18 protein-coding genes are annotated in these 21,950 nt (G+C 35.4%); 1 reads left to right on the top strand and 17 read right to left on the bottom strand.

The window, feature by feature from the left end; genetic code table 11:
• Nucleotides 1-93: 93 nt before the first annotated feature.
• The 3 genes from BUB48_RS05140 to BUB48_RS05130 all read right to left on the bottom strand — a co-directional run bounded on the left by BUB48_RS05140 (nt 94) and on the right by BUB48_RS05130 (nt 5,544).
• Complete coding sequence (locus BUB48_RS05140) at nt 94-1,179, bottom strand: dipeptide epimerase (protein WP_073025174.1); 1,086 nt, start codon at nt 1,177-1,179, stop codon at nt 94-96.
• Between the two features lie 134 nt (nt 1,180-1,313).
• Nucleotides 1,314-2,489 carry a DUF819 family protein gene (locus BUB48_RS05135; RefSeq protein ID WP_073025173.1) on the bottom strand — a complete coding sequence of 392 codons (1,176 nt, stop codon included), beginning with the start codon at nt 2,487-2,489 and terminating at the stop codon, nt 1,314-1,316.
• A gap of 403 nt (nt 2,490-2,892) precedes the next feature.
• Nucleotides 2,893-5,544 (bottom strand): translation factor GTPase family protein, encoded by a 2,652-nt coding sequence (locus tag BUB48_RS05130; protein ID WP_073025172.1) that lies wholly within the window; start codon nt 5,542-5,544, stop codon nt 2,893-2,895.
• Between the two features lie 170 nt (nt 5,545-5,714).
• Here BUB48_RS05130 and BUB48_RS05125 point away from each other — a divergent pair, with 170 nt between their 5' ends.
• The gene (locus tag BUB48_RS05125) at nt 5,715-6,404 is read left to right on the top strand and encodes a DUF3298 and DUF4163 domain-containing protein (RefSeq protein WP_073025171.1); all 690 of its coding nucleotides are present in this window, start codon (nt 5,715-5,717) and stop codon (nt 6,402-6,404) included.
• A gap of 156 nt (nt 6,405-6,560) precedes the next feature.
• Here BUB48_RS05125 and BUB48_RS19080 read toward each other — a convergent pair whose 3' ends face one another.
• The 14 genes from BUB48_RS19080 to BUB48_RS05060 form a co-directional block, all read right to left on the bottom strand.
• Nucleotides 6,561-6,662: a cysteine-rich CWC family protein gene (locus BUB48_RS19080; RefSeq protein ID WP_207648319.1), complete on the bottom strand. Its 102-nt coding sequence runs from the start codon at nt 6,660-6,662 to the stop codon at nt 6,561-6,563.
• 79 nt (nt 6,663-6,741) lie between these two features.
• Nucleotides 6,742-7,878 carry a radical SAM protein gene (locus BUB48_RS05115; protein ID WP_073025170.1) on the bottom strand — a complete coding sequence of 379 codons (1,137 nt, stop codon included), beginning with the start codon at nt 7,876-7,878 and terminating at the stop codon, nt 6,742-6,744.
• Between the two features lie 15 nt (nt 7,879-7,893).
• Nucleotides 7,894-8,478, bottom strand: coding sequence for a GrpB family protein (locus BUB48_RS05110; protein ID WP_073025169.1), 585 nt, complete (start codon nt 8,476-8,478; stop codon nt 7,894-7,896).
• Between the two features lie 228 nt (nt 8,479-8,706).
• The gene (locus tag BUB48_RS18010; protein ID WP_175548366.1) at nt 8,707-8,880 is read right to left on the bottom strand and encodes a hypothetical protein; all 174 of its coding nucleotides are present in this window, start codon (nt 8,878-8,880) and stop codon (nt 8,707-8,709) included.
• 77 nt (nt 8,881-8,957) lie between these two features.
• A complete protein-coding gene (feoB, locus tag BUB48_RS05105; RefSeq protein ID WP_073025264.1) occupies nt 8,958-10,958 on the bottom strand; it encodes a ferrous iron transport protein B in 2,001 nt (666 codons plus the stop codon).
• Between the two features lie 130 nt (nt 10,959-11,088).
• On the bottom strand, nt 11,089-11,373 hold the full coding sequence (locus tag BUB48_RS05100) for a FeoA family protein (protein ID WP_333782555.1): 285 nt from the start codon (nt 11,371-11,373) through the stop codon (nt 11,089-11,091).
• A gap of 463 nt (nt 11,374-11,836) precedes the next feature.
• Nucleotides 11,837-12,646 carry an alpha/beta fold hydrolase gene (locus BUB48_RS05095; protein WP_073025168.1) on the bottom strand — a complete coding sequence of 270 codons (810 nt, stop codon included), beginning with the start codon at nt 12,644-12,646 and terminating at the stop codon, nt 11,837-11,839.
• 67 nt (nt 12,647-12,713) lie between these two features.
• A complete protein-coding gene (locus tag BUB48_RS18815; protein ID WP_278308946.1) occupies nt 12,714-12,839 on the bottom strand; it encodes a hypothetical protein in 126 nt (41 codons plus the stop codon).
• 186 nt (nt 12,840-13,025) lie between these two features.
• Nucleotides 13,026-13,802, bottom strand: coding sequence for an EFR1 family ferrodoxin (locus BUB48_RS05085; RefSeq protein WP_073025166.1), 777 nt, complete (start codon nt 13,800-13,802; stop codon nt 13,026-13,028).
• A gap of 304 nt (nt 13,803-14,106) precedes the next feature.
• Entirely contained in the window at nt 14,107-15,837 is a 1,731-nt protein-coding gene (locus BUB48_RS05080; RefSeq protein WP_073025165.1) for a methyl-accepting chemotaxis protein, read from the bottom strand.
• Nucleotides 15,838-15,862: 25 nt separating this feature from the next.
• Entirely contained in the window at nt 15,863-16,351 is a 489-nt protein-coding gene (locus tag BUB48_RS05075) for a chemotaxis protein CheW (RefSeq protein WP_073025164.1), read from the bottom strand.
• Between the two features lie 1,062 nt (nt 16,352-17,413).
• Nucleotides 17,414-19,576 (bottom strand): methyl-accepting chemotaxis protein, encoded by a 2,163-nt coding sequence (locus BUB48_RS05070; protein WP_073025163.1) that lies wholly within the window; start codon nt 19,574-19,576, stop codon nt 17,414-17,416.
• A gap of 365 nt (nt 19,577-19,941) precedes the next feature.
• The gene (locus tag BUB48_RS05065) at nt 19,942-21,240 is read right to left on the bottom strand and encodes a sensor histidine kinase (RefSeq protein WP_073025162.1); all 1,299 of its coding nucleotides are present in this window, start codon (nt 21,238-21,240) and stop codon (nt 19,942-19,944) included.
• Complete coding sequence (locus BUB48_RS05060; protein ID WP_073025161.1) at nt 21,233-21,919, bottom strand: response regulator transcription factor; 687 nt, start codon at nt 21,917-21,919, stop codon at nt 21,233-21,235. Before BUB48_RS05060 ends, BUB48_RS05065 begins: the two co-directional genes overlap by 8 nt.
• Nucleotides 21,920-21,950: the final 31 nt, after the last annotated feature.

Here is a 21,950-nt window from a genome sequence, read left to right as displayed (position 1 = left end):
CTGCACAGACTTTTACCCGCATGTTAAAATTTAGCCACCGTTTCACACTATTCCAAACGATGGCTAAAATAAATGCTCATATTGGTTTATGCTTTAGATATATCTGATTTTTTCTATGCCCTTTATACCTAGACCAGGTTCATCGCTTACTGTAATGTCCTTTTCGTTAAATACTGCACCACCGATGATCGGGTCTTCACTGCATAGAACAGGACCATCCAAATCAACCTTTGTGATTATCTGTTTTGCACAAGCAAAGTGTACCGCAGCATTAACGCTTATTTTTGCCTCTAACATGCAGCCAATCATGCATTCTACCCCATACACCTCTGCAGCAGAAGCTATTTTAAGCGCATTAGTAATACCCCCGCACTTCATTAACTTTATATTGATAAGATCTGCTGCTCCCATTTGCATGATTTTTAGAGCATCCATTGGTGAGAATACGCTTTCATCAGCCATTACCGGCACATATGAATTCTGAGTTACATATCTGAGTCCTTCAAAATCATGAGCCTTAACTGGTTGTTCAACAAACTCTATATCTAAACCCTTCTCCTGCATTTGATTCAGAATGCGAACAGCCTGCTTTGGTGACCATGCCTGATTTGCATCAATGCGAATGAGAGCATCTGGTGCCACTTCGCGAACAGCTGCCAATCGTGCCACATCCAACTCAGGATTGCTTCCTACTTTAACCTTTAGGCACTTATAACCTCTATTAATTGCACTTACAGCATCACGGGCCATTTCATCAGGAGAATTTACGCTTATTGTTATATCTGTCTCAATGCTCTTTCTGCTTCCACCAAGCATTTTATAAACAGGAATCTTGTATAGCTGGCCATAAAGGTCCCAAAGAGCTATATCTACAGCTGCCTTAGCACTGGTATTTTTAACAATGCTTCCATTCATATCCTTAATGAGATTTTCAAAGTCATCTATTTCACGACCAATCAATACCTTCTTTATATGGTCATTTATTGCGCCTATTATAGCGCCTGTAGTATCACCGGTAATCGCTCCCGTAGGAGGAGCTTCACCATATCCTACATGTCCCGTATCCGTATGAATTTCAATAACAACATCTTCTACACTGTTTACTGTACGCAACGCTGTTTTGAACGGAACAATAAGGGGAACAGAAATCATTCCTAAACGAACTTCAGTAATTTTCATTTTATTCCACCTCACATTTTTTATTCAAACACATTCACTGTAAAAGTAATAATCTGATTTTAAAGCTTTTTCAGAGGCATTTTATTCCTCTTATTACTTAAGAGAAATTCATCATATTTAAAACTCTTATTTGCTCATGCAAGAGCTCTCATAATATAACCGGTTATCATTCCCAGATAGGTACCGCTAACTGTACCAAATAAAGCCATAAGAACTCCTACAGGCACTAATGAGCCGCTATATGTTCCTGCCAATATAGGTGCAGAAGCCACACCTCCGATATTAGCCAGTGAAGAAACGCCACAAGTAAACATATCAAGTTTAAGGAATTTAGCAAAAATAAGGAATAATATGCCATGGATGGCTAATATCATAAATCCTGCCGCAATCCATGCAGGAGCATCATTTAATTCCATGAAATTGGCACGAGAAGCAAGCAAAGCAACTACACCATATAGGAATACATTTGATAATTCTGCTGCACCAGCCAACTTTCCAAATGGGGTAGCCGCCAATATCAATCCGACAGCAGTAATGAATAATACTACCCATGTTGCCTTATCCAAGAAACCAAAGTTACTATTGAGCCATGTACCTACATTCTGTCCAACAGCAGAAACTAAAAGTGAAGAACCTATTAGTACCATCATGGTTGTAAAAGTAATTTCTTGTTTATTTTCTGCCATATCTGCTTCTAAACTTCTGCTTACTTGATCTAAACGACTGGTATCCGCTTTGGTCCATTTGTTGAACTTTGGTGCAAAACTGATTGACCATAATAAGAACATAACCCAAATTGAATAATCAATGGAGTCAACCACTAGAGCATATGCATACTCTACTTCTCCTACATTAAATATTTCCTGCAAAGTTGCCATATTACCAGAACCGCCTATCCAGCTTCCACATAAAGCACCTAATGCTTTCCATGATTCAGGACCTAATACACCCTTCATAACTATGAAAGTAACTATAAAGCCAATCATTACAGTTAAGCTACCAGTAAAGAAACCTATAATCATTTTAGGTCCCAGTTTGATCATCTGACGAATGTCACAACGAAGCAACATTAGAAATATCATCGCGTAAAGAATGTTGTTCTTCAGATTGCTATAGGCTGCTTTTGTAGCATCTAAATCCCAAAAGTTAATAGTACAAAGAATCATGCCAATTAAATAAACTAATACTATGGGAGGTACAAAACTAAAGAACTTTTGTACAGCTTTGCTTTTTGCATACTTTTGCGCAGCTAATAGACCGCCGCATAATGCAACAAGTACAGCAAAATAAGTGAAACCATTAGTAATCATAAAAAAACCTCCTATCAAAATATTATTACAACTACCCGATTATATTTTACTTTATTGAACCGGGATTTAGACAAAAATTTATAAATAAATAAAACCCAGCAAAAACCAACATCCTTGGCTTCCACTGGGTTTTGCCTATTCCGATACAGGGAATACCTCCATCACATAAGCAAAGCAGTTTAATTCTATATTAATATTATTAACAAATAGCAATATTATTTATATTTCTACAAATTAATTATAATTTAGTAATAATAAATTTGTCAATATTGTGTTTAAGCAATAACACATTCCCATAATTCATTAGATAAGGAAAATACTTCATCAACGTGATAACCATTCTTTCAATTTCTCTCTTCCCTAACATTTCCTCAAAGCAAAAGGAACATAGAATTTTATATATCTATTTCCCTGTTCCTCTCTTAATTATTTCATCCATTTGTTCTTTGGCTTCCGTTGATAACGTATCCCCCAGATAATTAATATCTATTTCTTGCCTTTCCTTGTATTCTTTTAATGCCATTTCAGTGGTTCTTTGTATTTCTTCCTTCAGTTCTCTGGCAGATAACAAAGCACATCCTGCACCTCTTATAATAATCTGCTGTAAACCGTCAGAGGTTGCAACTGTAATATTATATTTATCCTGATTTTCATGGGTGAACTTTTCTATATATTGATCAGCAGTTTGTGCTTCTCTGGTATATACTACATGTATATTATAATAATCTATCACTTCCTCTGGATGTCCCTGAACACGGTAAGCATCAAACACTACTATAATCCTACATTTCCGAATGCTTTGATAATTACATAGGGCATCAAGCAATTTTACTTTAGCTCCGTCCATGGTAGTCTCTGCAAGTTCTTTTAGCTCAGGCCAGGCAAATATGACATTATATCCATCTACAAGAAGATATTCTTCTTTGATTTCCTTTGGCACTTTTGAATAGACAGGAGACTTATAATAATCCATATCAACTTTTCTCTTATTTTGCCAAACATTTTTTCTTCCCTGATTTGCATAATAGGTTTTATTGAGGATTTTATCAACTTCCTCTGGGGCAATCCATTTTTCTTCCTGATATGTCAACTTGCTTTCGGCTATTTCATCAAAAATGCTGTTTCTTGTATTAAAATAGCTTTCAACGTGCATATGTTCCTTTACTTCATACCATTTTACAAAAAAGCTTGTGCCATTAGCACAGAAAACAGAGTCTGCCGGATTATTAACATCTGCTTCTGCATCGTAGCCTATCATATCTATTACCTCTTCAGTATTATGACATGGTTCATATCCCATGAGGCTGCAAAAAAGTCTTCCTTGTCCCTTTGTATATATCATGACTTCTTTCTGGTAATTTCTCATGGTAGCAACAGGTGCAGTCCCTGTAACAACTGCCATACCATCATCTATGTGTGATATCTGGCATATTCCGTGCATTTTATCAATGTCTGTCATTGCCCTTCCTACCATTTTTTCAGGCACCTGAAGCTGAAAATAATAATAGGGTTCCAACAGTATAGACTCCGCTTCCATTAAACCTTGGCGCACCGCCCGATAGGTTGCTTCTCTGAAGTCGCCGCCTTGCGTATGCTTATTATGGGCTCTGCCTGATACTAAAGTTATTTTCATATCTGTAATATCTGATCCAGTGAGAACCCCTTTATGGACCTTTTCTTCCAGATGAGACAGAATTAACCTTTGCCAACTTTTACTCAGCACATCTTCGCTACACCGCACATCAAACTTAAGTCCGCTTCCCCTCTCCCCAGGTTCCATCAAAAGATGAACTTCCGCATAATGACGCAAAGGTTCAAAGTGCCCTACTCCTTCAACGGCATTTCCAATAGTCTCTTTATAGACAATTTTGCCTGAGTCGAAGGATACATCAATGCCAAAGCGGTCTTTTATAAGACTTTGCAAAACCTCTATTTGCACTTCACCCATTATTTTCACCTGAATCTCCTGCAGCTGCTCATCCCACACAATATGAAGCTCCGGATCTTCCTCTTCCAGAAGACGCAATTTTGGCATTATGACTCTTGGATCACAGTCTTCAGGAAGTATAATCTGATATGACAATACAGGTTCCAATACAGGTACATTTAAATTCTTCTCTATCCCCAAACCTTCTCCCGGCTTTGTCTGAGTTAATCCTGTTACTGCACATACAGATCCTGCTTCAACCACATTGACGGCCTCAAACTTCTGTCCTGAATATATTCGTATGTGGGTAACCTTTTCTTCCCATATTCCGTTGCTTAAAATATCCCTTGTCTTAAGTTTTCCTCCGGTAATTTTCATATAGGTAAGACGGTTTCCCTGTTCATCTCTCCCTATTTTAAACACTTTGGCCCCAAATTCAGATGGGTAAGTTGGCAACTGAGAATACATCACAATTCCCCGGATAAACTCCTCGACACCCTCCAGCCTTAAAGCAGAACCGAAAAAGCATGGAAATACTTTGCGTTCTCTGATGGCCGTCTTTATTTGTGAAAGCTGGATGTTGCCCGTCTCCAGATAAGCTTCCATAAGAACCTCATCACACATGGCCATTTGGTCATAGAAATTCTCTTTTTCATCTTGCTCAAATTCAATGCATCCATCACTCAACTGTTTCTTTAACTCGTTCATTATTTTACCCTTATCGGTTCCTGCCTGATCCATTTTATTTATAAAAATGAACACTGGAATTTTATATATGGAAAGCAAACGCCATAATGTCATGGTATGAGCTTGTATTCCATCCATTCCACTGATTACTAAAATAGCATAATCAAGAACTTGAAGTGTCCTCTCCATTTCTGTTGAGAAATCTACATGACCTGGTGTATCCAGTAAGGTTATTTGCATATCTTCAAACTCAAACACAGCTTGCTTAGAAAAAATAGTAATTCCCCTTGCTCTTTCCAACTCATAGTTATCCAAATAGGTGTCTTTTTTGTCCACTCGTCCCAACTTTCTAATCTTGCCTGCCAAATAAAGCAAACTCTCTGATAAAGTTGTTTTACCAGCATCTACATGTGCTAATATTCCAATGACTAATTTTTTCATAAGTTCTCAATCCTTCGCTATCTATACATATATATAATATCAATAAAAAGAAAATCTAACAAATCATAAATACTTGTCAGTTAAGAATAAGCAATCTCATTATATTATTTCTTATCTTTTTAGCAACTTTCAGAACCGTAACTCATAGTATTATATATGGAGGGATTCACATGAATCGTGATAATTGCAAAACCAATATTTCTATGAGAAAGTATAAACATACATTCAAATTTGATAATATTGATGTACTAAACTTGACAATCATATATCCAACTATTCATATGGCAAATAATCAGATTTCTGAAGCAATCATAAACAACCAGATAAATATGCAAATTAGTGATTATTATATGTATGTTTCCATAAAATTATATGATCTTGCTGTTGAGACATATAAAGATTCCTTGGCCAATAATTTCCCATTTCATCCATACGAGGCTTACATGGAATATAAAATAACCTACAACCAAGATGGTTTTCTGAGCCTTTATATTGACAAATATGAATATACAGGCGGAGCCCATGGTAATACCGTTAGAAGCTCTGATACTTGGGAATTATGCAACGGTGCACATATACCCCTTTATTGCTATTTCAAACCGGAAGCAAATTACAAAGAACTATTGATAGAAGAAATCATCAGGCAAGCAGATGAAAATATGGATACAGATACACCGCCATATTTCGAAGATTACAGAAAACTGATTGTTGAGAATTTCAACCCTTTAAGCTATTACCTTACTCCAGAAGGCTTGTCCATATATTATCAGCAATATGAAATCGCTCCCTATGCCACAGGCATAGTTGTGTTTACCATTCCTTACAGTATTGTTGAATGGCATCCTGAGTGCCTATGTTGATTCTCAAATAGAAGTAAAGCCAGTTTGACTCATAATTGTCCTGACTGGCTTTTTTACTACCATAAACTAATTAAAAATTACATCAATCATTAGTGAATTTCTCGATGCAGTATTTGCATATACATGCTTTCCCTTTTTTATCATCGGCAACCATATCTAAAATTTTTTTGGAACCGCCACATTCTCACACCAGCAAGTTCCTTCGCCATGCTGACAATTGTTAGGATTGCCGCATAATGGACATATCTTCTCATCCATGTGCATTCCTCCTCTTACCTTCTTGCTCCGTTATAACACACTAACATTTCCATTCAAAATCAATAAGTTGCTACAATGCTTAGAAATCCATCTGTTCTTCCATCGTTACAGGCTTATACTCATCAGGCAATTCTTCTTCCTTTAGAAATATAAAATTGTCATCATTTAATATGGGTATAAATACTTCATATGGAATATTTAAAAATTCGCAAGCATAATCACTGGCTCCAAACCACTTGCCTTCTTTACTGCTTAAATTTAAGTCTCTGGCGAATTTTGTATGGTTTGAACAATCATGTACTACCAAATCCCAGCATTCTTCATCGGCTATTTTCATAAGTTTCAAAGTCAACTCCCTGCTCCAAATCGGTGATATATATCCAAGTCGGGAAATATACATGTTTTCTCCATAATAATTAAATATGTTATTCTCATTTAAATGCAATTCAGCACAATTGATAAAGTCCAGTTTCGTGTCTAAAATAGCTTGCTTCTTTTTCAGAAATGCATCGAAAAATTCTGGAGTCATCGGTGTTTCAATACCTACACTCTTAATATACTTTTTAGCGATTCCTATGTTTTTGATGACTTTATCAGAGCAATTAGAAGCTCCCAAATTGAAGCGTATCTCATCAAGGCCAGCTTCACCCAAAGCTTTTAAGTTCTCTTCCGTAGCCAATGTGCCATTTGTATATAGATGTTGATGTATATTAGCTTCACTGAACTTCTTTATAACCGGATAGTATTTTTCTATTTCCATAAACGGCTCTAAGTATACATATGATATTCCAGTTGGTTTCTTATGAATTGAAAGGAGCAAATCAATATCCTTCTCGTAAAACTTTGTACCACCGATTTCCCACATACCTTCTCCCACTGGAGGGATGCGTTCAAACTCTCCATAATTATAACAGAATTTACACTGTAAGTTGCATTTGTTAGTTTTTCTTATTGCACTGAGACCTGTGCCCAGAAGACATGAACGACATCCTTTTGGAAACTTATCATCATTGCCTACAAAATAAGTTCTATTCTCCAAGGTCTTTAAACCTTTAATTTCCTCCATCAACCTTTCATTTCTATAATCAACTGCTGTCTCTATTTGTGCAAAGGTAGCGTATATGATTTCCTCGTGTTTTGCAGTTATTTCATCTTTCTCAGTCAATTGCGAAAAATAATCAAACCAAAGCAATGCATCTTTCTTTGAAATTTTCATCATTTGTCCCCCTAATTAAGTGTTATTACCATTTGCCCTTTCCATGATCTCCTGAACTATTGAAGTTTTGGCATCCGCATAGTGTTGAACATAACGCCATTTTTTATTTGCCAGGCCTCTCTTCACTTCCTCATATATTTTACGATCTGCTTCATTGGATCTCAACCAATCCCTAAAGCGCAACATTTTATCAATCTCAGGCGCGCCATAACTGAACACGTGTAAATTAATATCTGTATCAGGTCCTTTAAACAGGCGATGCTCGTACCAATCTGGCTCACGGATCCACAATGTATATCCAGCTGCTTCCAAAGCCGGCACATAGGCTTCCTCATCAGCAGAATCACTTACAACCAGCAATATATCAATTATTGGTTTGGCACAAAGGCCCGGCACTGACGTTGATCCCACATGTTCAATCTGCAAGGCCTTATTGCCTAGTACTGAATAAATCCGCCTCGCCTCTCTTTCAAACAAATCAGGCCAACTGGGATCATATTCAGTGAGATTAATGGGTGCGTCATGAGGCTTAAGTTCGCCAACCATACTCTTTTGTAGTTCTTCATCACTTCTTGGTGTGAAACTTTTATCCGATAGCATATTATATCACTCCTTTACTTTTAATTACAAATGTATCTTGAAAGAAAGAATACTTCTTCTCCAGTTTCTACAGAGTTATGTTCTTCATTGCAAACCAATTAGTCCTATGCAACATAAGCTTCATATTATATGTCTATACCTTATAGATTAAAATGTCAATGAATACTAAAAAACCGCCAACGGATACAAAGCATCCCATGATTGGCGGTTAACCATTATGTTATGAGGTTAAATTGATGTATATCTTGAATATCCATATATATTTAACTCTTCCGTAAAATTTATCATTTTGCTGTTTTCAACTGTCATATTATTCTGTATGGTTGCAATTACAACTACAACTGTTTTTGCCAGATGAGCATGATGGGCATCCAATACATTTAACACCTTTTTTCTTTTCAATAACAATCTTTGTAATTGCAGCACACACTATTGCCAGTATGACCAGAATTAAAATTAAATTTTTCATAACGCTCCTCCTATACACTATGTGCTAGCTTTCTTTCTGCCTTTTCATTCCCTCTTTTTACAAGGTATGCAACATATCCAATCATAGCTGCTACAACAATTAACCCTGGTATGAAACCAGTGCCAACAAAGCCAGCAGTTGTTAATGTACCTATATGGTATGTAATGAATGCCACTACATAACCCATTGAGAACTGGAATGCAATACCGCCCCACAGCCATTTCCTGTCTTCCATTTCAGAGTTCATGGCACCAATTGCAGCAAAGCAGGGAGGTGTAAACAAATTGAACATAAGGTATGCTAATGCAGCAACAGAGGTTAAACCAAGGGCACCTGCAACACCTACTCCATCAGACATGAGTACAAATTCTTCAGTATCAATAAAGTTTGTTATTCCATATACAACCGCTAAGGTACCAACGACATTTTCCTTCGCAATGAAACCAGTAATCGATGCAGCTGCCAATTGCCATGCTCCAAAGCCTAAGGGTATTAACAATATTGCAAAGGGCGATGCTATGCTTGCTAAAATACTCGTACTTTCTGCACCTTCAGCAACAACCTGGAATTTCCAATCAAAGGTTTGCATGATTTGTACTATTGCATTGCTAAGAAGTATAATAGTACCTGCTTTTATAATAAACGCTTTCGCTCTGGAGAACATAGATATTGTAGCTCTCTTAATGCTTGGAAATCTATACTCCGGTAATTCCATTATAAAGAATGACCTTGTATGTTTATCACCGGTTATTCTTTGTATCAGTAGTGCTCCAACGATTATAATTCCAATAGCCATGAAATACATAGCGGTACCTACCCACGCGGCATCGTCAAAGAATACACCTGCAAATAACGCGATAATAGGCAACTTCGCTCCGCATGGCATAAAAGGTGTCAACATGGCAGTTGTTCTTCTTTGCCTATCATTTTTAATCGTCCTTGTTGCCATAATACCTGGAACACCGCAACCTGTTCCTATGATCATAGGTATAATCGATTTACCTGATAAACCAACTTTCTTGAAAAATCTATCCATGACAACAGCAACACGAGCCATGTAACCACAATCTTCAAGCAATGCCAACAGGAAAAACAGTACCATAATTAGTGGCAAGAATCCAACAACTGCACCAACACCACCAATAATTCCATCTAATAGAATCGCTGATAGAACAGGCGATACTCCTTCTCCAAGCAATCCTTCTACCCAGGCATAAAACGCATCAATCCAGCCACCTAATATATCTGCAAGCAATGGTCCTAAATAAACTTGTGAGATTGAGAAAACCATCCACATAATCGCTGCAAAAATAGGAATACCTAACCACTTATGTGCCAATATCCTATCTGCAGCATCCTGTCTGGTCTGCTTATTGCTGCTTATTTGTCTATGCTCCACTTTTGAGACTATTTCTTTGACAAACTCATATCGTTTTTTATCATAGGCTTCCACTGAACTTCTTTCTGAAGCATTCATTCCTTTACTGTCAAAGGGTGCAACTTGCTTATTGCTTTTTACCGATATTACCGTAGAAACAAGTTCTTCTAAACCGTTATCGCTGGATTTGGTCGATACTGTTTCAACTATAGGACATCCCAATAATTCCGATAACATTTTTACATCTATTCTTGTCTTCTTTTTCTTTGTTAAATCACTTTTGTTTAATGCAACAACAACCGATACTTCTAATTCAAGAAGCTGTGTTGTGAAAAATAAGCTTCTGCTTAAATTTGTAGCATCTACAATATTTATAATAACATCCGGTTTTTCATTTCTTACATAATCACTTGTAATACTTTCTTCAGATGTAAAGGGAGACATGGAATAAGCTCCCGGAAGGTCTACAACCGTAATATTTTTATTTGTCTTATTAAGGCTTTTTTTAAGCTCGCCTTCTTTCTTCTCAATGGTTACACCAGCCCAGTTACCTACATGCTCAAGTCTTCCTGTCAATGCATTGAATAGTGTTGTTTTTCCGCTATTGGGATTTCCAGCGAGGGCTACCCTAATGTTTTCCCCTGCACTCATAAATACTTACCTCCTACTTTCTTTATCTGCTCTTTAATAACTTAGTGAAATATATTTTTATGGTTATTAATATTTAAAGCTTCCTTTATTAAACTCTTATACCTTTAAAAAGCTATATTATAATTACATTAGTCAAATCCTTGTCTATACTATACCTTGCATCTTTTACTGAAATTATGTAATTATCAGCAAGTACGGATATGACAGTCACTGTTTCTCCTTCATAACAACCCAATGTAAATAAAAAATCCTTTAGTTCTTTATCATTTGTTCTAATTTCCTTTATAACGTATTCTGTATTAACTTTTGCCTGTGTTAAATTCATCAATGGTGCATCTGCCCCTTCTCTTCTGTTTAATTCTCTAGTTATATGTCTATTCCTTATAACACTCTCCATAAATATACCTCCAAAATTTATAATATATATCAAAATCATTTTTTACATAAATGATTTTTCTCAAATCTTATAACGGCATTACATATCTCTTGTTCTATTCATGCACATTTTCATATACTTTCCTGAAGTTTATTTTTAAGAGCTTTGAGAAAACGGAATAATCAATGATTTCATATATTCTCACAGAAAATTCTAACCTACAGTATGTACAAGTTAATTGAAAATGATTATCATTCTTATTGATATTTTATCATTCATTTTTATTTATTTCAATACCTATTAGCAATTTTTGCTCATTGAGATATATTGTGCTATAGAGAAATAGCTATAAGAAATGAAAATTCTTGCAAAAAATATACCCTTATATGTTCTTACAGAAACATACAAAGGGTATATTGAACATGAATATTCGTTTAATTTTACAAATTTCAATATTTTCGATGGTTCTGGAAGTGTAAATTAATTAATCTTCTATAAATCTAACTAATGAAGTATTGAACTCTTCCTTCTGATCATAAAAAGATCCATGACCTGATAATTCAAGAGGTAACAACCTAGAGCTTCGTATCATCTTTTTTTGCACCTCAGCTATGTGAAAAGGAACTACTTTATCATGAGTTCCATGTATGATTAAAGTAGGCACATCAATAGCTTTCATATCATCAAACAATACTTCTCTAATCCATGTCTTTGCCACGGCCGCTGTTGCCCATCCTGCTGCCTGCAAACCTAGATGAAAAAACCAATCTGAAAAGGCTTCTGATGTATGTTGAAAGAAAAACCTTTCTCCAAAATTCCTGAGCATTTGAGGACGATCATTATAGGTATCTTCTATCATCTGTATTACCTGCTCTTTATCAATGCCATACGGAAAATCAGGACGTTTTATCAGACTTGGAGCAGCAGCTGCAATAAGAACCAGCTTTTTTACTCCATATCCTTTATGACGTCCCATGTATCTTACTGCTATTGCACCGCCGGTAGAATGTCCGACTAAAATAAAATCCCGTAAACATAAGGCTTCAACAACACCCCTCACATCATCTGATAGAGTATCATAGTCATATCCATTAAAAGGTTTATCCGACATACCGAAACCTCTTGTATCGATTCCAATACATCTATAACCCAGCTCCGGCAACTTATCAAACTGATATTCAAAAAGATCATGACTGCCTGGCCAACCATGTAAAAACAGTATTGCCTTTTTAGATTCTGGATTCAAGTCTTCAACAAATATGTTTACATTATTCACATAAACATAATATCCCATGATCTCTCTCCTTAATGATTATTATAGATTATAATATTCATTAAGATGATATAATGTGTCTTTTTATTCAAGCTTTCAGCGATATTTTCTTCTTCATCTCCTTGTCACACTGAAGGAAACCTTTATTATAAACACCCATACCACGCCTATCATCAGTTATCTCTCCTGAACCTTCTATGCTGACAATAGTCACAAGATTTCTGCACCTATCCAAGAATTTTATATTTGAAGCATCAATCAATGTAGCATTAGTAAAATGTAAGCAAAATTTCCGGAACACTTCCGGCTTTTTCTATGACATCCTTGCGAATCATATGTTCTCCTTATTTTACTTCTCCATTCCCAGGTTGCCTTGCATGATCTCCAGATTGTCCTATAATTAATCATTAATCTTTGCAGGAACATAATTTTTTAAAAGATATCTTGGCTTATCCTGGGTCTTATTACCATATTCTATTGCTTTTTTTGGGCATTTGGCAATGCATGCCATGCAATGAGTGCATCTTTCTCCCCATTTAGGCTTTTTATCAACAACTTTTATATTATTAAAAGGACAAACTTTTTCACATATTTTACATCCTACACATTGATCCGTGGTATAAAAATCCTTTGCAACCAGCTTATACCGTGTCCAAACTGGTGCAAAAGGAGCAATTATCAAAGTTTCAAAAAGCCACACATGACGGGATTTGAGTTTTCTCTCATTTTTCATATCTTCAACAACTTGCTTTACCTTCTTTGTAGCTTTTGAAATTTTCGAATGAATTACGTCTTCTTCATCCATAGCATATCTGTTATTTGCAACATAATTACGCGGCATTACAAATTCCACGCAGCCTAAACATTTTAAATTTTTTCTCATTGAAAACAGTTTTGCTTGGACCTTTGCACTGCCACAATAACCACCACTTGTAAAAACAAAATATACTTTCCTATTTCCGTTAAATTTTATTGATTTTAAGTACTTAACTAAAAATATTGGCATTTCACAAACATATATAGGCGCACAAATTACATAAGTTTTTTCTGAGTACAAAGGTGATTTATCGTTACTCCTAATTCTATCAAACAAATCTAAGCATTCGTCATTTAATCCATCAGCAATCAATTTTGCTATATATTCTGTGTTGCCTGTACCTGAAAAATATAAAACCATTTCATTTGACCTCCAACTTTTACTATCATCTTTTATCCATAATTGCATTTTCATTCGCCGATCAAAAACTTTGCCAACTACATCTTTCACTTTTCATATTATACAATAGTTTACATAAGAAGTAGTAGTCTAAAAATTGACTATTTTCGACATCATATGCTTATTAAAATTGAATAACAGCTCCGAAAGTTTAGAATCCTGGGCTTCTTGTGTTATGATATGCTTAATATTTCATGTTTAAAAATATCAAAGCTAGAGGATAGCAATTTCCTATCCTCTAGCTTATAAAAAATTGAATATTGCTTTAGTATTTTCCGAATTCTTTATCGCTTAAAATGATTCTCTTCGGCTTAGCATCTGATGATTCTGATGATTCATCTTTATTGTTTATCTTTAATCCTTTATTTTCTGACATATTATCAAACATCTTAATTATACCTTGGTCTGAATTCCTTGTTCCTCCGTTGTAATTTATGCTATTGCCCGATTTTCTTAACTTAAATTTGAACACTTGTTCTTTCAATGCATCAGCCTGAGTTGAAAGCTCCTCACTTGCCGTTGCACTCTCCTCAGCAGTTGCTGAATTCTTTTGCACTACTTCCGATACCATCATAATTCCCTGATTTACCTGCTCAATACCGGAAGCTTGCTCATTAGAAGCAGCTGCAATGTCTCCAATTAGTGTTGCAACTTTAGAAACATCGTCAACAATTCTATTTAGGGCTTCTGAAGTCTTTTTGGCAATATCTGTACCTTTTTCTACATTCTTAATAGAGTCTTCAATCATTTCAGTGGTTTCCTTTGCAGCATTAGAGCTTCTTGCTGCCAAGTTTCTAACCTCTTCCGCCACAACAGCAAAACCTTTTCCATATTGTCCCGCTCTTGCCGCTTCTACAGCAGCATTTAAAGCAAGTATGTTTGTTTGGAAAGCAATATCATCGATTACTTTAATAATTTTAGATATATTATTAGAGGATGTGTTTATTTGCTCCATAGCTTTCAGCATGTCATCCATTTGCATATTTCCTTGTACTGCATTATCTTTTGCTATTTCAGCAAGAGAACTAGCCTGGTTTGAATTATCCGCATTAAGTTTAGTTTGAGCAGCGATTTCTTCCAATGATGAAGTTAATTCTTCAATAGTACTTGCCTGCTCAGTTGCTCCTTGAGATAAAGCTATGCTTGAATCAGAAACTTGCTTTGCGCTTTCAGCTACCTGTTCGGATGCAATATTAATATTTGATACTACGTCATTAAGATTATCTGCCATCTTATTGAATGCAGTGGCAAGATTTCCTACTTCATCTTTAGTATGTATATCAACATATACATCTAAATCTCCATCTGCAATCTTATCTGCTGCAACAAGAAGCTTTCTCATTGGATTGCTTATGGTACGACTAATAAATATTCCAAGAGAAATTGCAACTATCATAGCCGCTGCTATAACTATGATCATAGTAACTACTGCTGTATCTGCTGTAGCACTATTGGTGTCTGATTGATTCTTTGCACCACTGACCTTTAATTCTATAAGCTTGTCGATTGATTCTCGTACATCATCTGCGCTGGTCTGTAGCTCTCCCTTTGTATAAGCAAAAGCCTCTTCATCTCTATTTTTCAAGCAAATCTCCAATAGTACATCCAATTTTTTATCAAACTCAGTCATTGCCTTTTTAAATTGCTGGAAATTTACTTGTACTTCTTCTTGGACAATTGTTTTTTCAAAACTTTCTGCTAATTTATCTATTTCACTGAGATAATCTTGAACTTCTGAATATGCTTTTTGAATATCTGCTGGTGTATCATAAAGTATTAAGTCTCTTGCGTTTACTCTTGCCCTTTGAAACCATCTAGCAATATCTGCTACTTCAGAAAGTGGAACCGTCATATTTTCATATAGAATAGTGTCATTTTCATCTATTTTATTTATGTTTGCAATACCGACAACACCTACTATTCCTGAAATTAACGCAACGATGATAAAGCTAACAATTAGCTTTGCTCCGATTTTCATGTTATAAAACCATTTCATATATGTATCCTCCCTGCTGTTCATCTTAATTTATTTTATTTAAGTATTCCGCATCCTGATGGTTTAATAGCTTTTCACAATCCAATAGTAGCTTCACCTCATTTCCTTGTTTTCCTATTCCTTTAATATATTTATTACCCTCCTTTCCTACTTCCGGGGGAGCAACAATCTCTGTTTCCGGGATCGAGATAACCTCTGATACACTGTCTACAACCAATCCAATGGTTTGCTCATGAATATTCACTACTATCACGCAGGTTCTATCATTATACTCTCTGAAATTTTTCTTAAAACGTAGCCTTACATCCATAACCGGAATAATTTTGCCTCTAAGATTAATAATGCCCCGAATATAGTCTGGCAGTTCAGGTACCTCAGTTATTGCTTGTATTCCTATTATTTCTGTCACATTCCTGATTTCAATTCCATAGACTTCTTTATCTAGCTGAAAGGTTAAAAACCTATCACCTAGAGTATCCTTTTCCATAATGTTTTGATCTAAAGTTTCTGTCATAGTGACCACTCCCCTTTTAATGATTACATTTGACCATCTATCCTAAAGCCCTAATTTCTTCATTTATATAACCTCCTATATCAAATATGAAATTGAAACACATCAAAAAGCCATGGGCAAATGAAAAGTCAATATTTTGACCAAATGAAAATAGAGAATTTCCGGAGACTAAGTCATAATAATCAGCAACTAAGCCAATCAATCACCATAGCCAAGGAAATTCTCCATTATTTTTATAAGGTAGTTAGAAATACCCAAAGTTGTAAAGTTTATAAAACGCATTTATCCAAAACGAATATCAGGTACCAACATGTTAATGTACTTATGACAGATAACTTTTTATACACTGAAGTTCTTACTAAAACGTTTATATAAACTAAACCAAAAATAGAAAAAGTCCTAAATCATAATTATATTACAATGTTTTATGATGATTGATGTTTACTTATTTCTAGTTTTAGGAGCAAATCGTTAATGAGTTTATATAACTAATTGGATTGAGCGTTTTAATATGGAAATCCACTGTCTTAGAAAACTACCTATATTTCATGCAATAAGCAATTGCACAAAACTTTTTGCACAATATTACTAACCTTTTTTACATTATTTTCTTTGCGAATAATTTCATCATACTATAATTGTATAGAATTGTCAATTATTGTTCTATTTTGTCGTATATTAATTTTAATTGTCGTATTTTGTCTATGTTTATAGCAATATTAGAGGCAAATCATTTTTCTTAAGGAATTTACAGTTGTAGAAAAAGAATTATAGCAATTTGTATCTAATCAGGTTTTAATGATAAGAAAAGCTTCATTGGGAAGCATTTTATAGCAATCAAAGACGCCTTTCCTGAAACCCATTACTGAAAATTAATATTAAGTTAGAATTATACTTTCCTATGGGTTATAAAAAAAGACTTCTCCAGAATTACATCATTGGAAAAGTCATTAACTTATGAACTATTTTACCGTAACTATTTCATTGTCATATTATTGAATCTATTTTAAACTTTTCATATTCGCTCTCTTATATACACAGCAATTGAAGCTGAAAACCGATTTATACTTTAAATATTGATACAAGTTCCAACAATCTTTCTGCACTTTTATTGACATCATTGGTTTTTTCCAATACTTCGTTTGTTCTTCTAACTACAGCAGCGGCTTCATTTGCTAAATCTCCAGTTTCTGTAGCGCCTTCTTCTGATGCTGCTGCTATATCATTAATAGCCTTTACCATGTTTCGAACAGAAGCATATAGCTGTTCCGTATTAGCTCTTAGGTTTGCTACCATATCATTGATAAATTGAGCATCATTGCTATATTGCTCCCCTGTAACAACAAGCATATCATAATCCCTTACGACCTTATTATCCAGAAACTCTAATACCTCTTCAGCGCTTACGGCAAGGTCCTGAACTGATTCTAATACCAGTGTTGTTACACTATGAATTTCATTGGCGATTTGCTTTGAATTCTCCGCCAAGTTTCGTATTTCTCCAGCAACGACAGCAAAACCTGCTCCTGCACTTCCTGCCTGAGAAGCTTCTATTGCTGCATTTAATGCAAGAAGGTTTGTTTGTGATGCTATTTTTATAATCCCATCAGATAATATCTTTATTTTTTCAACGTTCTTTGATTTCTCTATTGCTTCTCTCAGCTTAACTGCAACATTCGATCCAATTTCCTGTGCCCTTTTTTGAGAATCTATTACAATAGTTTTAAGTTCCTCGGCTCTCATCCTTACTTCTTCTACAGATTCCGCACCATCTTGGGTTTTACTTGCTATGGAATCAATCGCCCCCTCAATTTCGCTGGAAGCAGCACTCATTTCTTCCGCCATAGCAGAATTTTCATCCATTTTTGAAGATAGCTTATTTATAATACTAGACATAAAGTCTATCTCAGAAGTCAGTGCAGTCATATTTCCATTGACATTTTCAATTGCCTTACCAACCATGTGAGCTTCTTCAACAACATTTCTAATTATCTTCGAAACCTTTACATTTATATTATTGAACCCTCTTGCCAGACCACCTATTTCGTCATGCCTTCTTGTATATTTTTCTTCCACTACTCTTGAAAAATCTCCAGATGACATAATATTGCATTCCTGTGACAAGTAAGTTATAGGCTTTGAAATATTTTTCCCGATTAAGAAGGCAATCACAAGTCCACCAATTAGAAATAATGAAGATATAATTAAAAAAGTTTGTTTCAATGCCGATAATCCTGATAGCATTTCTTCTTTATCAATTACAACGGCAATGGACCAACCATAAGCTTTAATTGGCGCATAACCTAACACTTTTGCAATGCCATTGTATTTGTATTCTCCAAAATCAGCATTGCCTTTCATCATTTGTTGCTTTATATCGCCAAGTCCATCAAAGCCCAGTTTGCTGTTTATATTTTCTTCATGTTCCGATTGAGAAGGAGTTTTCTCTTCCATAACATCTTCATGGTCTTTAGCAGAGGCAGAAGTAACAGTATCAGCTGTTATGGTTGCTGAAGATACTGTATCAGGTTCATTAATAATAACCGAGGCTGAAGAACTTGAATCAGTTTTCCTTGCAGTTGCTATTATTTGTGATAGAAGATTTTTATCGGCATGAGCAATAGTATGGCCTTGACTGTTTATTATAAAAGCCTCTCCAGTCTCTCCAAACTTAATTCTCCCGGCAAAATCACTTAACTCCATGCCATCTCTTATTGCCATGAGTACACCTGCTATTTCACCATCAACTTTTACTGGGACAGCATATATCATAATAATTTCTGTACCATTATCGTCCAGCATAGGATCCGAAACAACTGCCTTTCCCGATAATGCTTTTTCAAAGATGACATTTCCTCTCATGTCTGCAAATGTGCCGTTATCGCATAAAGCTTGTCCATCTTTTCCTATCAACATCATTTTCTTATGTCCTGATCTTTTCACTTCATCAGATAATATAGTCCTTAATGCTGAATTATCTGCTTCAGGATTGTTCAATATATTCATATAGTCTAATGATGCAATTATATTCAATTTGTTAAATTGGTTTTGTACTCCATCTTCTATGGTTATTGATGCCTCCATGGCAACTTTCGGCATCGTTTCTTTTAAAACAGCTACCAGTGAGTTATAGGATGTAATATATGCCACCAGTCCCAGACCCAAGCATACAAAAAACACTAATAATCCCAATAATGCAATTATTTTTGTACTTATCTTTTTCATATCATCATCCTATCCAAGCATAGAAATAAGAAATGCTTATATTAGAAGTACTTTAGCAACAAATCAGCCTTTTCTGAAATGCATAGAACTTATAAATTTATGCTTTCCATGCATTATTAAGAAAGCCTTCTTATGGAAGCATTTATTACAATCAAGGAAGCCTTTCTTGAAATACTTTTTCGGAAAGTATAAATTAAAATTTAAACTTTCCTATCATTATAAAAAGGACAAAACATAATTGTTTTGTCGTTTCAAGTTAGATTATATCAAAATTTGGATTAGTTATCAATATTTTCTTCTACTTGATAATCTCTATTATTAATTTCTGGTAGAGAGATAATTAAATGGATATCTTATTATAGTTTTTATTCAAAATTAATTTCAAACCAAAAAACACTGCCTTTTCCCTTCTCAGACTCAACCCCATATTTGCCATTATGCATTTCAATCACTGTTTTGACGATAGATAAACCAAGACCTGTCCCCATAATAGGCCTTTTATGCTTTTTATCAACTTTATAGTAACGCTCCCATATATAAGGCAAGTCACCTTCTTCTATTCCTTCTCCATGATCGATAACCTCTATCCTCACAGAGTTTCTTTTGACGATTTGTCGTACAATAACGGTTTTATCTTCACCACAATGTGTGATGGCATTGAGCAAAAGGTTATAAAAAACTTGGGTCATCTTTACTTCATCGGCCAGTATGCTAATATCTTCACTATACTCAAAATCCAGATTATAGCCCTCATTTTTAACAAGTTCATTCATGCGTTTTATAGTTTTTCTCAAGCTTTCTGTCAGGTTGTAATTCATCTTATTTAGTTTTGATGCGCCTGACTCAAGGAGTGAAATATCAAGCATATCGTTTACAAGGGATGTAAGACGCTTTGTCTCATCCATAATTATTTGGCTTTGCTCAGGTGTGACTTCATCGGGAAAATCGTGCATCATCTCAGCATAACTGTATATCAGAGCTAGAGGTGTTCTTAAATCGTGAGAAACATTAGCCATCAGCTCCCTACGCAACCGTTCTACCTTTGAAAGCTCAGTAGCAGCAGTATTTAATGTATCAGATAATTCTTTTATCTCCAAATATCCCTTACCATGAAACTTTGTTTCGTAATTGCCAAGTGCCAGGGCCTTGGCACTTTCATTAATTTGCTCAATAGGATTTGATATGCGTTTCGATATGATGATTGCAAGCATAGTTGCAAGAAGCACCATAATCCCCGTTATAATTAAAAGCTGCATTTGAAGGGTTGATATGGTAGAATCAACGGGAGTTATCATGGCATAAAATGTTAAAGAAATCTTACTACCATCATCTAAAACATACTCGTGAACCTTTGTAATGGTTTCCGGTCCACGATTATGTTTGTCAGGAGCAGGAGGAACAGGTCGAATAGGTGGCGCAAACTCTTTTGTAGGTTTTACAGTTATCTCTTTGTTCATTTCCAATTCGTATAAGATATTCTGAAGATCCGGGCTGCTTATGTTTTTCCCCACCAATGAGATGGCCTTTTCTATCTCCCTCTTACGGATTAACTTATACATATCACTTAAGAATATTGTCTGAAATATCCATAGTATTGCCAGCAATAAGACACAAAAGCCTATGAGATAGATGAATATTTTCCATTTTAACTTAAGCTTATCCATCGAGTCGATACCCCAATCCGCGGAGAGTTTTAATGAAATGGGCATATGGACCTAAAGACTTGCGCAGCAGTTTCATATGTGTATCCAATGTTCTGTCATCGCCACAATAATCAAAGCCCCATACTTCAGTCATTATCTTCTCCCTTGGTACTGCAATATTTTTATTTCGTATCAGAAAAAACAACAGGTCATATTCTTTAGGTGCCATATCTACTTCCACCCCATCTATGAAAACCTTATATGCGGTCATATCTGCCTTTAGTCCATCCTTCTCAAATATAACATGCCCCTCATCATCCCGCTTTGCAGGCTTGCTTTTACCTACTCTACGCAAAATGGCATCTATTCTGAGCATAATTTCTTTTGAAGAAAAAGGCTTAACAACATAATCATCAACCCCAAGCTCAAAACCCAACACCTTATCATACTCCTCACCCCGAGCAGACAGCATGATTATAGGTGTGTCGGAAAACTTGCGAATTTCCTTAACGGCAGAAAAACCATCTAATTCTGGCATCATAATATCCATGATGATTATATCAAAGATGTTGTTACGGCAAAGCTCAACTGCTTCCATACCATCTCCTGCATCCATAACTTCATGACCTTCAAAGACGGCGTATCTTTTTATTACTGCACGAAGCGCTGCTTCATCATCGCATATTAGAATTTTAGCCATTTATGTTCATCCCTTTCTCAACATCTTATTA

The sequence above is a fragment of the Lutispora thermophila DSM 19022 genome (assembly GCF_900142105.1).
GTDB classification, from domain to species: domain Bacteria; phylum Bacillota; class Clostridia; order Lutisporales; family Lutisporaceae; genus Lutispora; species Lutispora thermophila.
This window is presented reverse-complemented; position numbering and strand designations above follow the sequence as displayed.

Coding starts and splice junctions, on each gene's coding strand:
- BUB48_RS05140 (WP_073025174.1), bottom strand. CDS start 1,179: ATGAAAATTACTGAAGTTCGTTTAGGAATGATTTCTGTTCCCCTTATT.
- BUB48_RS05135 (WP_073025173.1), bottom strand. CDS start 2,489: ATGATTACTAATGGTTTCACTTATTTTGCTGTACTTGTTGCATTATGC.
- BUB48_RS05130 (WP_073025172.1), bottom strand. CDS start 5,544: ATGAAAAAATTAGTCATTGGAATATTAGCACATGTAGATGCTGGTAAA.
- BUB48_RS05125 (WP_073025171.1), top strand. CDS start 5,715: ATGAATCGTGATAATTGCAAAACCAATATTTCTATGAGAAAGTATAAA.
- BUB48_RS19080 (WP_207648319.1), bottom strand. CDS start 6,662: ATGGATGAGAAGATATGTCCATTATGCGGCAATCCTAACAATTGTCAG.
- BUB48_RS05115 (WP_073025170.1), bottom strand. CDS start 7,878: ATGAAAATTTCAAAGAAAGATGCATTGCTTTGGTTTGATTATTTTTCG.
- BUB48_RS05110 (WP_073025169.1), bottom strand. CDS start 8,478: ATGCTATCGGATAAAAGTTTCACACCAAGAAGTGATGAAGAACTACAA.
- BUB48_RS05100 (WP_333782555.1), bottom strand. CDS start 11,373: ATGGAGAGTGTTATAAGGAATAGACATATAACTAGAGAATTAAACAGA.
- BUB48_RS05095 (WP_073025168.1), bottom strand. CDS start 12,646: ATGGGATATTATGTTTATGTGAATAATGTAAACATATTTGTTGAAGAC.
- BUB48_RS05085 (WP_073025166.1), bottom strand. CDS start 13,802: ATGGTTTTATATTTTTCAGGTACAGGCAACACAGAATATATAGCAAAA.
- BUB48_RS05080 (WP_073025165.1), bottom strand. CDS start 15,837: ATGAAATGGTTTTATAACATGAAAATCGGAGCAAAGCTAATTGTTAGC.
- BUB48_RS05075 (WP_073025164.1), bottom strand. CDS start 16,351: ATGACAGAAACTTTAGATCAAAACATTATGGAAAAGGATACTCTAGGT.
- BUB48_RS05070 (WP_073025163.1), bottom strand. CDS start 19,576: ATGAAAAAGATAAGTACAAAAATAATTGCATTATTGGGATTATTAGTG.
- BUB48_RS05065 (WP_073025162.1), bottom strand. CDS start 21,240: ATGGATAAGCTTAAGTTAAAATGGAAAATATTCATCTATCTCATAGGC.
- BUB48_RS05060 (WP_073025161.1), bottom strand. CDS start 21,919: ATGGCTAAAATTCTAATATGCGATGATGAAGCAGCGCTTCGTGCAGTA.